This window comes from Achromobacter sp. DH1f (assembly GCF_000633435.1).
In the GTDB taxonomy this organism is placed as follows: Bacteria; Pseudomonadota; Gammaproteobacteria; order Burkholderiales; family Burkholderiaceae_B; genus Achromobacter; species Achromobacter deleyi.
Window position 1 is genome coordinate 8,358 of sequence record NZ_AYMF01000010.1, and the last position, 15,426, is coordinate 23,783.

Below are 15,426 nucleotides of genomic sequence, written 5' to 3' on the forward strand. Positions count from 1 at the left end.
AGTTATGGAATTCGAACATCGGCCCGTCCTGCTGGAGCCGACGGTGGACGCGCTGTTGCTGGCCGATTTCGGCGGCAAAGGCGCGACCCGGTCGCACATCCAGGACGAGCCGGCCGCGGCTACGCGGGCGGAACGTGGCGTCTTCGTAGACGGTACGTTCGGACGCGGCGGCCACAGCCGGGAATTGCTCAGTCGCCTGGGGGCGGGGGCGCGGCTGGTGGTGTTCGACAAGGACCCCGAGGCCATTGCGGTCGCCAATGCGTTGGCGGCGGCGGATTCCCGGGTGACGGTGGTGCATGGCGGCTTTGCCACCATGGCCGAAGAATTAGGGCAGCTCGGCATCGACAAGGTCGATGGCGTGATGCTGGATCTGGGCGTGTCGTCGCCTCAGATCGACGATGCCGAGCGCGGTTTCTCGTTCATGCGAGACGGCCCGCTCGACATGCGGATGGACACCACTCGTGGACCCACGGTGGCGGATTGGCTGGCGCAAGCCAGTGTGGATGAGATGCGGGAGGTCATAGCGGATTATGGCGAAGAACGGTTTGCTTTTCAGGTTGCAAAGGCGATTGCTGCTCGCCGCGCAACAAGGCCGCTGCGCACCACGCTCGAACTTGCCGAGTGCGTCGCCAGCGCCGTCCGCACGCGCGAAAAGGGGCAGCATCCGGCCACACGCACCTTTCAAGCTCTACGGATTTACATCAATCGGGAACTCGAAGAGCTCGCGCGCACCCTCGCGTCAGCTTTAGATCTGCTCGCCCCAGGGGGGAGGTTGGCGGTGATCAGCTTTCATTCGCTTGAAGACCGCATGGTCAAGCAGTGCATCGCGGCGGCGGCTCGTCCGGCTGCCGCGCATGCGCGCCTGCCGCTGCGTGAAAGCGAAATGCCCCAACCCGTATTGCGTTCCCTGGGACGCGTGCTGGCCGAAGACGACGAAGTCTCGGCCAATGCGCGCGCCCGCTCGGCGGTGCTGCGCGTCGCCGAGCGTACCGAAACACCCCTGTCCGCCGAAGGCGGCGCCGCGTTTGTGAAGATCGGCTCGCTGCCCGGCAGCGATCTGGCTCCGCCGCCTCGCCGCGGCGGCAAAGGAGGGCGCCGCTGATGGGTCGCGTCAACCTGATCGTTGCGGCTTTACTGATGCTGTCGGCCATTTCCCTGGTCACCAGCCGGTATCAGTCGCGCCAGCTCTTTGTCGAGCTGGGTCGTGATCAGGCGCAGGCACGCGACCTGGAAACCAACTGGCGGCGCCTGCAGCTGGAACGTGCCGAGCTTGCGCGCAATGCGCGGGTCGACGTGATTGCGCGCGACAACCTGAAGATGATTCCCATCGTTCCGGACCGCACGCTGTACTTGAACCAGGCCCCGGTGCCGGCTAACGGAGGTGCCCAATGAAGCGCGTTCCGTTCTTCGACAATCCGGTGCTGCGCGGACAGTTGCCCACCTGGCGCGCCCGCCTGGTGCTGATCCTGCTGTTCGGCGGTTTTACCGTGCTGGCCGGCCGCGCCTTGTTCCTGCAAGGTCTGTCCACCGAATTCCTGCAACAGCAAGGCGAACGCCGCTACGAGCGCACGCTGACGCTGGCCGCCACACGCGGCAAGATCATGGACCGCAATGGCGCGGTGCTGGCTTCGAGCGTGCCGGCGCGTGCTATCTGGGCGATCCCCGAAGACCTGAAGCAGGCCACGCCGGCCCAACTGGATTCTCTGGCCAAGCTGCTGGAGTCCCCGATCGCCGACCTGCGTCGCCGGGTCGAGGAAGACAAGAACTTCGTCTATCTCAAGCGCCAGGTCTCGATGGACGTGGCCGACAAGATCAAGCAGCTGGGCCTGCCCGGCGTGCACCAGCAGCCCGAGACGCGCCGCTACTACCCGGACGGCGATGTGATGGCGCACGTGGTCGGGTTCAACAGCGTCGAAGACCAGGGCCAGGAAGGCGTCGAACTGACGTTCAACCAGCAGTTGTCCGGTCGCCCGGGCAGTCGCCGCGTCATCAAGGACCGCCTGGGTCGCGTCATCGAAGACGTGCAGGCCGTGACCCTGCCGGTGGATGGCCGCGATCTGCGCCTGTCCATCGATACCCGTTTGCAGTACCTGGTGTTCAAGGAATTGAAGGACGCCATGGACAAGCACCAGGCCAAGGGCGCAACCGCCGTGGTCGTCGATGTGCATACCGGCGAAATCCTGGCGCTGGCCAACGTGCCGACGTTCGATCCGAACAAACGCGAAACTTTCCACGGCGCCAACCTGCGCAACCAGGCCATCACCGACACGTTCGAGCCCGGCTCGATCATGAAGCCCTTCACCGCCGCGCTGGCGCTGGACCTGGGCCGCATCAGCACGACCACCCTCTTCGAAACCGGCAACGGCCGCTTTACCTACCAGGGCAGCACGATCAGCGACGTGAGCCGCAACGGTACGCTGGACGTGGCCGGCGTGCTGCGCAAGTCCAGCAACATCGGCATGACGATGATCTCCGAGAAGCTGGAATCCCGCGAGATGTGGGACCGCTTCACCGAGTTGGGCCTGGGGCAGGCGCCCCAAGTGGGATTCCCCGGCGCCGCGCCCGGCCGCCTGCGTCCCTGGGACCGCTGGCGCCTGATCGAAAAGGCCACGATGGCCTATGGCTACGGCCTGTCGGTGTCGCTGCTGCAGGTGGCGCGCGCCTACACCGTGTTCGCCCGCAACGGTGACATGGTTTCGCTGACCCTGGTCAAGCGCGACAGCGATCCCACCAGCGTCAAGATCTATACGCCCAAGACCACCGCGCTGGTGCGCGGCATGCTGGAAGCCGCCGCCGGCCCCGACGGCACCAAGGCCGCCCAGGTCCAGGGCTACCGCGTGGCCGGCAAGAGCGGCACCGCGCGCAAGATCGTCGACGGCAAGTACAGCATGCAGCGCTATCGCAGCTCGTACGTGGGCTTTGCGCCCGTGTCCGATCCGAAGATCGTCGTGGCCGTGTCCATCGACGAGCCCACGGTCGGCGGTTATTACGGCGGCGCGATTGCCGCACCCGTGTTCTCCCATATTGTCGGCGGGAGTCTGCGGTTGATGGGCGTGAGGCCGGACGCGCCCTTCGAATCCACTATTGTTGCCGGTATCAAGGAGCCAGGCAGATGAGCGCCAAAGGCTTCCTCTCATCCCCCGCCGCCACGGTCGAACAAGCCGTGGCGTGGTTGCATTCGCGCGTGTCGTTGACCGCGCACCTGAAACTGGACTCGCGCGAGATCGAGCCGGGCGACGTGTTCGTCGCCTGCCCGGGCCTGTCCAGCGATGGCCGCCTCTATATAGAGAAGGCGTTGGCGCTGGGCGCCAGCGCGGTGTTGTTCGAGGCGCCCGCCACCGAGACCATCGAAGCCGCTGGCGCTGCCGGCGATACGCCGATGCTGCCGGTGACCGGCCTGCGCGCCCTGCTGGGCGAACTGGGCGACACCTGGTATGGCCGTCCGTCGTCGGCGCTGGCCGTGGTGGCCGTGACCGGCACCAATGGCAAGACCTCGTCGGTGCAATGGATTGCCCATGCACTGGGCCGCAATGACAAGCCTTGCGGCACCATCGGTACGCTGGGCGCCGTGCTGCCCGACGGCCGCACGCTGGGCGGCAGCCTGACGACCCCCGATGTGCTGACCGTGCACCGCCTGCTGGCCGCGATGCGCGATGCCGGCGCCAAGGCGGTGGCCATGGAAGCCTCTTCCATCGGCATCGAACAGGGCCGCATGGATGGCGTGCGCGTGGCGTTGGCCGCGTACACCAACCTGACCCGCGATCATCTGGATTACCACGGCACGATGGAACGCTACGAGGCCGCCAAGGCGCGCCTGTTCCGCTGGCCGGGCCTGAATGCCGCCGTGGTGAACGCGGACGACGAAGCTGGACGCCGCCTGATTGCGTCGCTGCCGGCCGACGTATCGGTCATGGGCTACAGCCTGAGCGCGGATGCCGCGATTCCCGCCGCGATGCGCGCGCGTGATCTGCAGGCGACCGCCCAAGGCCAGATCTTCACGCTGGTGTCGCCGCATGGCGAGGCACAGATTGTGACGCGCCTCCTGGGCGCGCACAACGTGTCCAACCTGTTGCTGGTGGCCGGCGTGCTGTACAAGCTGGGCCTGCCGTTCGCGCAGATCGCGCGTGAATTGGCCGCGACCGATCCCGTCGATGGCCGCCTGCAGACCGTGGAACCCGTTGTCTCCAGCACCCAGGCCAATGCTGGGCGCGGCGCGCTGGTCGTCGTGGATTACGCCCACACGCCCGACGCGTTGGCTCGTGCGCTGGCCGCACTGCGCCCGGTGGCGCAGGCGCGGGCCGGCCGCCTCATCTGCCTGTTTGGCTGCGGCGGCGAACGCGATCCGGGCAAGCGCCCCGAAATGGGCCGCATTGCCGCTGAGCTGGCCGACCACGTGGTGGTGTCGAGCGACAACCCCCGTACCGAATCGCCCGAGGCCATCGTGGCCCAGATCCTGGCCGGCATTCCCGCGTCGGCAGGCGCCGATGTCGAGGTCGACCGCGCTCGCGCCATCATGCAGACCATCTGGGCTAGTTCGCCCGAAGACGTCGTGCTGCTGGCCGGCAAGGGCCACGAGACCTACCAGGACATCGGTGGCGAAAAGCTGCCCTTCGACGACCGCGAGTGGGCCCGACTGGCGCTGCTGTTGCCGCTGGTGAAGGGCGTGTCCACGGACACGCGCCGCATCGGCGCCGGCGAATTGTTCGTGGCGCTGGTCGGCGACAACTTCGACGCGCATAACTACCTGGACCAGGCTGCGGAACGTGGCGCCTGCGCCGCCGTGGTGGCGCATGCCGTGCCGGATTCGAGCCTGCCGCAACTGGTGCTGGGTGATACCCGCCTGGCGCTGATGCGCATCGGCGCCGCCTGGCGCGCCCAATACACGCTGCCGGTGGTGGCGGTGACGGGCAGCAATGGCAAGACGACCACGAAGGAAATGATTTCCGCCATGCTGGCGGGCTGGAAGGGCGAAGCGGCCCGGCTGGCCACCGCGGGCAACCTGAACAACGATATCGGCGTGCCGCTGACGCTGTTGCGCTTGCGGCCCGAGCATCGTGCGGCGGTGTTCGAACTGGGCATGAATCATCCGGGCGAGATCGCGCAGCTGGCCGCCATCGCCGCGCCCAGCGTGGCGTTGGTGACCAATGCGCAGCGCGAGCACCAGGAATTCATGCACACCGTGGAAGCAGTGGCCTACGAAAATGGCGCGGCCATCGCGGCCCTGCCCGACGACGGCGTGGCCGTGTACCCCGGCGACGAGCCCTATGCCGCTATCTGGGACAAGTTGGCCGCGCCGCGCCGCGTGCTGCGTTTCGGCTTGCAGCCCGGCCTGGACGTCTACGCGGAACAGATCCTGGCAGACGTCGATTCGACGCGTTGCCGCGTGGTGACGCCGATGGGCGCCGCCGACCTGACGCTGCCGGTGCCCGGCCTGCACAACCTGCGCAATGCCCTGGCGGCCATCGCCAGCGCCATTGCTGCGGGGGTGCCGCTGGATGTCGCCGTGCGCGCGCTGGCGGGTTTCAGCCCGGTCGCGGGTCGCATGCAGTACAAGAAATTGAGTGACGGAACGTTGCTCATTGATGATACCTACAATGCCAACCCCGATTCGGTTCGCGTGGCCATCGACGTGCTGGCGCGCATCGGCGGCACCCGCGTCCTGGTCCTGGGCGACATGGGCGAGGTCGGGGACAACGGCCCCGCCATGCATGTCGAGGTGGGCAATTACGCGCGCGAGCATGGGCTCGACGCACTCATCACGCTAGGCGAAGCCAGCCGGGCGGCAGCCGCCGCTTACGGTTCGGACGCGCACGCCTGCGCATCGGTAGACGAAGTCGTTGCCGCGTTGCGCGGCCTGCGCGCGTCCTGCGTATTGATTAAGGGATCGCGCTTTATGCGCATGGAGCGGGTAGTGACGGCTTTTACTTCGACTGACGGGCAAGTGTCCAAGGGGCAGGGAGACCACCATGCTGCTTGAGATCGCCCGCCTGCTTTCCGATGATGTGCGCGCCTTGGGCGTGTTCGAGTACATCACGCTGCGTGCGGTGCTGGCATGCGCCACCGCCTTGCTGATCGGCCTGGTGGCCGGTCCGCGCGTGATCCGCAAGCTGACCGAAATGAAGATCGGTCAGGCCGTGCGTTCGTACGGCCCCGAAACCCATCTGGTCAAGACCGGCACCCCCACCATGGGCGGCGTGCTGATCCTGATTTCCATCGCCATCAGCACGCTGCTGTGGGCCGACTGGACCAACCGCTTCGTGTGGGTGGTGCTGCTGGTGACCTTCGGCTTCGGCTGGATCGGCTGGATGGACGATTACCGCAAGGTGGTCTACCGCGATCCGGAAGGTATGCCGGCGCGCCAGAAGTTCTTCTGGCAAGCCACCATCGGCCTGGTGGCCGCGGTCTACCTGGCGTTTGCCGTGTCGGCGCCGGCCAATACCGAACTGTGGCCGCTCTTCAAGGCCTGGGTCGGCAGCGGCTTCACGATGGCGCTGCCGACGCGCGCCGACCTGATCGTGCCGTTCTTCAAGACCGTCAGCTATCCGCTGGGCGTGCTGGGTTTCGTGGCGCTGACCTGGGCCGTGATCGTGGGCACCAGCAACGCCGTCAACCTGACCGACGGCCTGGATGGCCTGGCGATCATGCCTACCGTCATGGTGGGCAGCGCGCTGGGCATCTTCGCCTACGTCGTCGGCCGCGTCGACTATTCGAAGTACCTGCTGTTCCCGTATATCCCGGGGGCGTCCGAACTGATGGTGCTGTGCGCGGCAATCGGCGGCGCGGGACTGGCATTTTTGTGGTTCAACGCGTATCCGGCGCAGGTCTTCATGGGCGACGTCGGCGCACTGGCTTTGGGCGGCGCGCTGGGCACCATCGCGGTCATCGTGCGCCAGGAAATCGTGCTGTTCATCATGGGCGGCGTGTTCGTGGTCGAGACCCTGTCGGTGATGATCCAGGTGACCTGGTTCAAGTACACGAAGCGACGTTATGGAACAGGTCGACGCATATTCCGCATGGCGCCGCTGCATCATCACTTTGAAGTGGGCGGCTGGAAAGAAACCCAGGTGGTCGTGCGTTTCTGGATCATCAGCATGATGCTGGTGCTGATTGGCCTCTCTACCCTGAAGTTGCGATGAATACGATGGAAACCTCCCGCGCTGACGCGCCGCTCGTCCTGATCCTCGGATTGGGCGAGTCGGGTGTCGCCGCCGCTCGCTGGTGCGCCCGACAGGGCGCCCGCCTGCGCGTGGCCGACACGCGTGCGGAGCCGGGCGGGTTGCCGGCGCTGCGCGACGCGCTGGCGCAGGCCGATGTCGAATACCGCCTGGGTTGCGACACCTCGTTCGACATCGCTCTACTGGACGACGTGAACCAGGTCGTGATCAGCCCGGGCCTGGCGCCCACCGGCGCGCCGGCCGAAGACCTGCTGCGCGAGGCCAAGGCCCGCGGCATCGAAGTCATCGGCGAAATGGAACTGTTCGCACGCGCTTTGGCCGAATTGGCCGAAACCCGCGAGTACCGTCCCCGCGTGCTGGCCGTGACCGGCACCAATGGCAAGACCACCGTGACCGCACTGACGCGCGACCTGGTGCAGGCCAGCGGCCTGTCGGTGCTGGCTGCCGGCAATATCAGCCCGGCAGCGCTGACCGCATTGATCGGGGCGCTGGACGCCGACGAACTGCCGCAGGTGTGGGTGCTGGAGTTTTCCAGCTTCCAGCTGGAAACCACGCACACGCTGATGGCCGACGCCGCCGTCGTGCTGAACGTGACGCAAGACCACCTGGACTGGCATGGCGGCATGGACGCCTATGCGCAGGCCAAGGCGCGCCTCTTGAAGATGGCGCGCGTGGCCATCGTCAATCGCGAAGATCCGTACACGGTCGCCATGGTGCCGACGCTGGACGCGCTGAACGTGCGCAGCTTCGGCCGTGACGTGCCCGAGCGCGTGGGCGACATGGGCCTGGAGCTGGGCCAGGGGGTGGCCTGGCTGGTCGCCGCCGAGCCGGTCGATTTCGACGAACCTGTCGCGCCCGTGCGCCGCAAGAAAGATGCGCCGGAACCCGTGCGCGCCAAGGGCCGCATGAGCCGCCTGATGCCGGTGGATGCCTTGCGCATCCGCGGCATCCACAACGCCTTGAATGCCCTGGCCGCGCTGCAACTGGCGCGCTGCCTGGACCTGGGCTGGGGCGCCATGCTGCGTGCGCTGCGCGACTACGCAGGCGAACCGCATCGTGCTGCGTTCGTGCGCAATATCGGCGGCGTCGATTACATCAACGACAGCAAGGGCACCAACGTGGGCGCCACCGTGGCCGCGCTGGAAGGCCTGGGCCAGCCTGTGGTGCTGATCGCTGGCGGCCTGGGCAAGGGGCAGGACTTCTCGCCCCTGATCCCGGTTGTCTCGCGCCACGCGCGCGCCGTCGTGCTCATCGGCCAGGACGGTCCTGAAATCGGCCGCGTGCTGGCCGAGACTGGCGTCGACTGCATCCAGGCCGCATCCCTGCACGAGGCCGTGCGCCGCGCCGCCGACCTGGCGCAAACCGGCGACGCGGTGCTGCTGTCGCCCGCCTGCGCCAGCATGGACATGTTCCGCAACTACCCGCACCGCGGGCAGGTGTTCGTGGAAGAGGTCGAAGACCTGGCTCGCGACCGAGGAGAGGTGGCATGAGCCTGATCGCCGATCTCACCGCCAGCGTCAACGCCGTACGGCCCGGCCGTACCCGCATGCGCAACTTCGATCTGCCGCTGGTCATCGCGGCGTCGACGTTGTTGCTGCTTGGCTTGCTGATGGTGTATTCGGCATCGATCGCGCTGGCCGACGGCCCGCGCTATGCCTCGTATGGCCGCTATTACTTCGTGATCCGCCACGGCCTGTTCGTCAGCGCCGGCCTGCTGGCCGCCGCGATCGTGCTGGCCATTCCCATCCGCGTGTGGCAACGGCTGGCCGTGCCGCTGTTCGTGGTGGCAATGGTGCTGCTGGTGGCCGTGCTGGTGCCCGGCATCGGCCGCGAGGTCAACGGCGCCCACCGCTGGATTCCCCTGGGTCCGCTGAATTTCCAGCCGTCCGAACTGATGAAGCTGGCCGCGCTGCTGTACGCCGCCGACTACACCGTGCGCAAGCAAGAACACATGCAGGCCTTTGCCCGCGGCTTTCTGCCGATGGCGTTCGCGCTGGCCGGCGTGGGCATGCTGCTGCTGCTCGAGCCCGACCTGGGCGCCTTCATGGTGATCGTGGCGATTGCCATCGGCATCCTGTTCCTGGGAGGTATCAACGGCAAGTACTTCAGCAGCCTGCTGGCGGTGCTGGTCAGCACCTTCCTGATGCTGATCTGGCTGTCGCCGTGGCGCCGTGCGCGCCTGTTCGCCTACCTGGATCCCTGGAACGAAGACAACGCCTACGGCAGCGCCTATCAGCTGTCGCATTCGCTGATCGCGTTGGGCCGCGGCGAATGGCTGGGCGTGGGCCTGGGCGCCAGCGTCGAAAAACTGCATTATCTGCCCGAAGCGCACACCGACTTCCTGATGGCGGTGGTGGGCGAGGAACTCGGCTTTGCCGGCGTGATGCTGGTGATCACGCTGTTCGCCATCATCGTCTACCGCGGCTTTGACATCGGCCGCCAGGCCATCGCCATGGAACGCACCTTCGCGGGTCTGGTGGCGCATGGCGTGGCGATGTGGTTCGGCGTGCAGGCCTTCATCAACATGGGCGTGTGCCTGGGGCTGCTGCCCACCAAGGGTCTGACCCTGCCGCTGATGAGCTACGGCGGTTCGGGCGTGGTGATGAACCTGTGCGCCCTGGCCATGCTGATCCGGGTGGACGTCGAAAACCGCATCATGATGCGCGGGGGGCGGACATGAGCGCTACGCCTCGCACCATCCTGATCATGGCCGGCGGCACTGGCGGCCACATCATGCCCGGCCTGGCCGTGGCCGATGTGCTGCGCCAGCGCGGCTGGCGCGTGCTGTGGCTGGGCAATCCCGACAAGATGGAAGGCAAGCTGGTGCCGCCGCGCGGGATCGAACTCGTGCCGCTGCGCTTTGCCGGTGTGCGCGGCAAGGGCGCCACGGCGCTGCTCAAGCTGCCGTTCCTGCTGGTGCGTGCGTTTGCGCAGGCCTGGGGGCGGTTGTCCGCGGTGCGTCCCGATGTGGTGCTGGGCATGGGCGGCTACGTCGCTTTCCCTGGCGGCGTCATCGCGGCGCTGCGCGGCACGCCGCTGGTGGTGCACGAACAGAACGCCGTGGCCGGCACCGCCAACAAGTGGCTGGCCCGCATGGCCCGCCGCGTGCTCAGCGGCTTCCCTGGCGTACTGCCCAAGGGCGAAGCCATGGGCAATCCGGTACGCGCCGACCTGTGCGCCTTGCCCGATCCGGCCCAGCGCTACAGCGGCCGCAGCGGCGCGCTGCGGGTGCTGGTGGTCGGCGGCAGCCTGGGCGCCCAGGCATTGAATACCGCCGTACCCCAGGCGCTGGCGCGCCTGCCGCAAGACCGTCGGCCCGTGGTGGTGCACCAGGCCGGCGAGCAACATCTGCCGGCGCTGCAGCAGGCCTACGCCCAGGCGGGCGTGGCGGCCGACTGCCGCGCCTTCATCGACGACATGGCCGGCGCCATGGGCGATGCCGACCTGCTGATCTGCCGCGCGGGCGCCATGACGGTGTCCGAAGTGGCTGCGGCGGGTGTGGCGGCGCTGTTCGTGCCGCTTCCCCATGCTATCGATGACCACCAAACCGCCAACGCGCGCTTCCTGAGCGACGCGCAGGCCGCCTGGCTGCAGCCGCAGAACGCCTTGAGCCCCGAGTGGTTGGCGGACTGGCTGGACCAGCGCTCCCGTCAAGAACTGCAGGCTGTCGCCGAACGGGCCCGCGCGCATGCGCACCCTGAAGCCGCAGCCCATATCGCCGACGTCTGTGAACAAGCAGCGGGGCGTTCAACATGAAACACAGAATTCAACATATCCATTTCGTAGGCATCGGCGGCTCGGGCATGAGCGGCATTGCCGAGGTGCTGCTCAACCTGGGCTACACCATCAGCGGTTCCGATCTGAACGAGTCGGCCGTGACGCGCCGCCTGGCGGGCCTGGGCGTGAACATCGCCATCGGCCACGTCGCCAGCAATGTCACCGGTGCGGGCGCGATCGTCACGTCCACGGCGGTGGCGGGCGACAACCCCGAGGTCATCGCGGCACGCGCCGCGCGCATCCCGGTGGTGCCGCGCGCCATCATGCTGGCCGAACTGATGCGGTTGAAGCGCGGCATTGCGGTGGCCGGCACGCACGGCAAGACCACCACGACCAGCCTGGTGGCCAGCATCCTGGCTGCGGGCGACCTGGATCCGACCTTCGTGATCGGCGGCCGCCTGAATTCCGCGGGCGCCAATGCGCGGCTGGGGCAGGGCGACTACATCGTGGTCGAAGCCGACGAATCCGACGCCTCGTTCCTGAACCTGCTGCCGGTGATGGCCATCGTGACCAACATCGACGCGGACCACATGGACACCTACGGCCATGACGTCGCGCGCCTGAAGAGCGCGTTCATCGAGTTCACGCAGCGCCTGCCGTTCTACGGCAGCGCCGTGCTGTGCACCGACGACGCCAACGTGCGCGAGATCATGCCGTTCGTGTCGCGCCCCATTACCTCGTACGGCCTGAACGAAGAAGCCATGGTGCGCGGCTACGAAGTGCAGCCGGAAGGCACGCGCATGCGCTTCAACGTGCAGCGCAGCCATCGCGACACCCTGCTGCCGCCCTTGCAGGTGGTGTTGAACCTGCCGGGCCTGCACAACGTGCGCAATGCGCTGGCGGCAATCGCCGTGGCGACTGAACTGGGCGTGTCCGACGAAGCCATCTGCGACGCGCTGGCCTCGTTCAAGGGCGTGGGCCGGCGGTTCACGCAGACCGGCGAATTCCCGGTGCCCGCCTCGCATGGCGGCGGCACCTTCACGGTGATCGACGACTACGGCCACCACCCGGTCGAGATGGCCGCCACGCTGGCAGCCGCCCGTGGCGCCTGGCCCGACCGCCGCATCGTGCTGGCGTTCCAGCCGCATCGCTACACGCGGACGCGTGATTGCTTCGAAGATTTCGTGCGTGTGCTGGGCACGGCCGACGCCGTGCTGCTGACCGAGGTCTATTCCGCGGGCGAGCCGCCCCTGGTGGCCGCCGATGGCCGCGCCTTGTCGCGCGCCCTGCGTGTGGCCGGCAAGGTCGAACCGGTTTTCGTCGAAGACGTCGCCGAACTGCCGCAAGCCGTGGTGGATTTCGTGCGCGACGGCGACGTGGTGATTGTTATGGGAGCGGGTTCGATCAGCAAGGTCCCCGCTCAAGTTGGAGAACTGGCATGACCGCGAAATTCGGCAAGGTAGGCGTGTTGTACGGCGGTCGTTCCGCCGAGCGCGAGGTATCCCTGATGTCCGGGGCCGGCGTGCACCAGGCGCTGCTCAGCGCCGGCGTCGACGCGCACCTGTTCGACACCGGCGAGCACAGCCTGGCCGAGCTGGCCAGCCAGGGCTTTGACCGCGTGTTCATCGCGCTGCACGGCCGCTACGGCGAAGACGGTTCGATCCAGGGCGCGCTGGAACTGCTGGGCATTCCCTATACCGGCAGCGGCCCGCTGGCTTCGGCGCTGGCCATGGACAAGACCATGACCAAGCGCGTCTGGCTGCAGCAGGGCCTGCCGACGCCGCAATTCGAATTGCTGGATGCCGACACCGAACTGCGCCTGGTGCCTGACCGCCTGAGCCTGCCGCTGATCATCAAGCCGCCGCATGAAGGTTCGACCGTGGGCATCACCAAGGTGGTGGGTTATTCCGACATGAAGGAAGCCTATGCCCTGGCCGCCAAGTTCGACGCCGAGGTGCTGGCCGAACAATTCATCCAGGGCCGCGAACTGACTGTGGCGGTGCTGGGCGGCGGCAAGACCGCGCGCGCGCTGCCGGTCATCGAGATCGCCGCGCCCGGGGGCAATTACGACTACGAGCACAAGTACTTCTCGGACGACACGCAGTACTTCTGCCCGGCCACGCTGCCGCCGGCGGTGGCCGAAGAAGTGTCCGACATCGCCGTGCGCGCCTACCGCGCGCTGGGCTGCGAAGGCTGGGGCCGCGCCGACTTCATCCTGGACGCCGACAACCGCCCCTGGCTGCTTGAAATGAATACTTCGCCCGGCATGACGAGCCATTCGCTGGTTCCCATGGCCGCTCGCGCCACGGGGATGAGCTACGCCGACCTGTGCGTGGCGATCCTGGCCGACGCTTCGTGCAAAGTGCACAGCATCGCCCGCAACGCTTGACCTGGATACTCTGTGTGGAACGACGCTCGCACTACCAACCTGATTGCCAACACGCTAGCCGTGCTGGCGGTCTGCGCCATGCTGATCGCGGGCGTGGTGTGGGTAGCGCAACGCCCGTACTTCACGCTGTCGGCCATCGAACTGGAATCCACGCCGGACACCGAGCTGCACTATGTGTCGCCGGGCGCCGTGCGTGCGGCGATCGCGGGGCGCTTCAAGGGCAACTTCTTCACGGTGGACCTGGACGACGCCCGCGAGATCTTCGAATCGGTGCCCTGGGTGCGGCATGCCACCGTGCGTCGCATCTGGCCCAATGTGCTGCGCGTGCGCATCGAAGAGCAGCAGCCGCTGGCGCTGTGGAACGAAAACCAGATGATCAACACCTGGGGCGAGGCGTTCACGGCCAACACGGGCGAGGTGGACGACGAAACGGTATTGCCGCAGTTCTCCGGGCCCGAGGGCACCGAATCGCTGGTGGTGCAGCGCTACGCCGAATTGGCGCGCTGGTTTGCACCGCTGGACATGCACGTCAAGCAGTTGGAGCTGAGCCCGCGCTATGCCTGGCGCGTGGTGCTGTCCAACGGCATGTTGCTGGACCTGGGCCGCGATCCGGGCGCCGATGCGCCGGACCCGCATGGCCTGCCCGGCGCGCTGCCGTTCGCGGCTCGCATTCAACGCTTTGTGCAGGCCTGGCCGGCCGTGGCGGGGCGCCTGGAAGGGCGCACCATCACGCAGGCCGACCTGCGCTATCCCAATGGTTTCGCCCTGGCGCTGGCCCCGTTGCCCGCGTCGGAAGCCAAATCCAAATCCACACCGAAACCTCCCAAGAAACGCTAACGCCATGACCCGTGACATCAAGGACCTTATCGTCGCCCTCGATATCGGCACCAGCAAGGTGGTGGCTGTGGTGGCTGAAATCTTGCCTGAAGGCCGATTCGAAGTGCTTGGCCTGGGCCAGCACGAATCGCGCGGCATGCGCAAGGGCGTGGTCGTCAATATCGAGACCACCGTTAACTCCATCCAGCGTGCGCTTGAAGAAGCCGAGCTGATGGCAGATTGCAAGATCCGCGACGTCTACACCGGCATCGCCGGCAGCCATATCCGCAGCTTCAACTCCAGCGGCATGGTCGCCGTCAAGGACAAGGAAGTCACCGCCACCGATGTCGCTCGCGTCATCGAAACCGCCAAGGCCGTGAACATCCCGACCGACCAGCAAGTGCTGCACGTGCTGACGCAGGAATTCATCGTCGACGGCCAGGAAGACATCCGCGAGCCCATCGGCATGAGCGGCCTGCGCCTGGAAGTGCGCGTGCACATCGTGACCGGCGCGGTCAGCGCCGCGCAGAACATCGTCAAGTGCGTGCGCCGCTGCGGCCTGGAAGTGCAGGACCTGATCCTGCAGCCGCTGGCCTCCAGCCTGGCCGTGCTGACTGCCGATGAAAAAGAACTGGGCGTCGTGCTGGTGGACATCGGCGGCGGCACGACCGACGTCGCCATCTTCACCGGCGGCGCCATTCGCCACACCGCGGTGCTGCCGATCGCCGGCGACCAGATCACCAACGACATCGCGGCCATGCTGCGCACGCCGACGCCCGATGCCGAGGAAATCAAGCTGCGCTACGGCGTGGCCAAGCAGGTGCTGGCCAGCCCGGACGAGTCCGTGGAAGTGCCGGGCCTGGGCGACCGCGGTCCGCGCCAGGTCAAGCGCCAGGCGCTGGGCGCCGTCATCGAGCCGCGCGTGGAAGAACTGTTCACGCTGGTGCAGCAGGTGGTGCGCGACTCCGGCTACGAAGACCTGCTGGCGTCCGGCGTGGTCCTGACCGGCGGCTCGGCGCAGTTGCCCGGCATGATCGAACTGGCCGAGGACGTGTTCCTCAAGCCGGTGCGCGTGGCGGTACCCGAATACGAAGGCAGCCTGGCCGACGTGATGCGCAATCCGCGCTTCTCGACCGTGATGGGCTTGCTGCAGGAAGCGCGCATGCAGCGTGTGCGCGGCCGCAAGGTCGCCGCGCAGACGGGCAATTTCAAGAGCCTGCTGGCGCGCATGAAGGAATGGTTTATGAATTGAGGGGGGCAGGTTGGGGCCTGCTCCTTGGCGTGATCCGCAGCGGCATCGCGGATCGGGCCAGAAGGGGAGGCGTCTCA

The 15,426-nt window shown here is 67.1% G+C and carries 12 protein-coding genes; all 12 read left to right on the forward strand.

Annotated elements, in window-relative coordinates:
• Positions 1 to 4: 4 nt before the first annotated feature.
• The 12 genes from rsmH to ftsA are packed head-to-tail and all read left to right on the forward strand — an operon-like array spanning position 5 to position 15,349.
• Entirely contained in the window at positions 5 to 1,102 is a 1,098-nt protein-coding gene (rsmH, locus tag U858_RS0107860; protein WP_025136621.1) for a 16S rRNA (cytosine(1402)-N(4))-methyltransferase RsmH, read from the forward strand.
• Entirely contained in the window at positions 1,102 to 1,392 is a 291-nt protein-coding gene (ftsL, locus tag U858_RS0107865) for a cell division protein FtsL (RefSeq protein WP_025136622.1), read from the forward strand. Before rsmH ends, ftsL begins: the two co-directional genes overlap by 1 nt.
• Positions 1,389 to 3,116 carry a penicillin-binding protein 2 gene (locus U858_RS0107870; RefSeq protein WP_025136623.1) on the forward strand — a complete coding sequence of 576 codons (1,728 nt, stop codon included), beginning with the start codon at positions 1,389 to 1,391 and terminating at the stop codon, positions 3,114 to 3,116. Before ftsL ends, U858_RS0107870 begins: the two co-directional genes overlap by 4 nt.
• The gene (gene murF, locus U858_RS0107875; protein WP_025136624.1) at positions 3,113 to 5,977 is read left to right on the forward strand and encodes a bifunctional UDP-N-acetylmuramoyl-L-alanyl-D-glutamate--2,6-diaminopimelate ligase MurE/UDP-N-acetylmuramoyl-tripeptide--D-alanyl-D-alanine ligase MurF; all 2,865 of its coding nucleotides are present in this window, start codon (positions 3,113 to 3,115) and stop codon (positions 5,975 to 5,977) included. Before U858_RS0107870 ends, murF begins: the two co-directional genes overlap by 4 nt.
• On the forward strand, positions 5,967 to 7,136 hold the full coding sequence (gene mraY / locus U858_RS0107880; protein ID WP_025136625.1) for a phospho-N-acetylmuramoyl-pentapeptide-transferase: 1,170 nt from the start codon (positions 5,967 to 5,969) through the stop codon (positions 7,134 to 7,136). The genes murF and mraY overlap by 11 nt, the downstream gene beginning before the upstream one ends.
• Positions 7,133 to 8,665, forward strand: coding sequence for a UDP-N-acetylmuramoyl-L-alanine--D-glutamate ligase (murD, locus tag U858_RS0107885; RefSeq protein ID WP_025136626.1), 1,533 nt, complete (start codon positions 7,133 to 7,135; stop codon positions 8,663 to 8,665). Before mraY ends, murD begins: the two co-directional genes overlap by 4 nt.
• Positions 8,662 to 9,855 (forward strand): putative lipid II flippase FtsW, encoded by a 1,194-nt coding sequence (ftsW, locus tag U858_RS0107890; protein WP_025136627.1) that lies wholly within the window; start codon positions 8,662 to 8,664, stop codon positions 9,853 to 9,855. Before murD ends, ftsW begins: the two co-directional genes overlap by 4 nt.
• Positions 9,852 to 10,931 carry an undecaprenyldiphospho-muramoylpentapeptide beta-N-acetylglucosaminyltransferase gene (murG, locus tag U858_RS0107895; protein ID WP_025136628.1) on the forward strand — a complete coding sequence of 360 codons (1,080 nt, stop codon included), beginning with the start codon at positions 9,852 to 9,854 and terminating at the stop codon, positions 10,929 to 10,931. Before ftsW ends, murG begins: the two co-directional genes overlap by 4 nt.
• The gene (gene murC / locus U858_RS0107900; protein ID WP_025136629.1) at positions 10,928 to 12,334 is read left to right on the forward strand and encodes a UDP-N-acetylmuramate--L-alanine ligase; all 1,407 of its coding nucleotides are present in this window, start codon (positions 10,928 to 10,930) and stop codon (positions 12,332 to 12,334) included. Before murG ends, murC begins: the two co-directional genes overlap by 4 nt.
• Positions 12,331 to 13,281 carry a D-alanine--D-alanine ligase gene (locus U858_RS0107905; protein WP_025136630.1) on the forward strand — a complete coding sequence of 317 codons (951 nt, stop codon included), beginning with the start codon at positions 12,331 to 12,333 and terminating at the stop codon, positions 13,279 to 13,281. The genes murC and U858_RS0107905 overlap by 4 nt, the downstream gene beginning before the upstream one ends.
• Before the next feature lie 12 nt (positions 13,282 to 13,293).
• A complete protein-coding gene (locus U858_RS0107910; protein WP_025136631.1) occupies positions 13,294 to 14,118 on the forward strand; it encodes a cell division protein FtsQ/DivIB in 825 nt (274 codons plus the stop codon).
• Positions 14,119 to 14,122: 4 nt separating this feature from the next.
• A complete protein-coding gene (gene ftsA, locus U858_RS0107915) occupies positions 14,123 to 15,349 on the forward strand; it encodes a cell division protein FtsA (RefSeq protein WP_006217473.1) in 1,227 nt (408 codons plus the stop codon).
• Positions 15,350 to 15,426 lie beyond the last annotated feature (77 nt).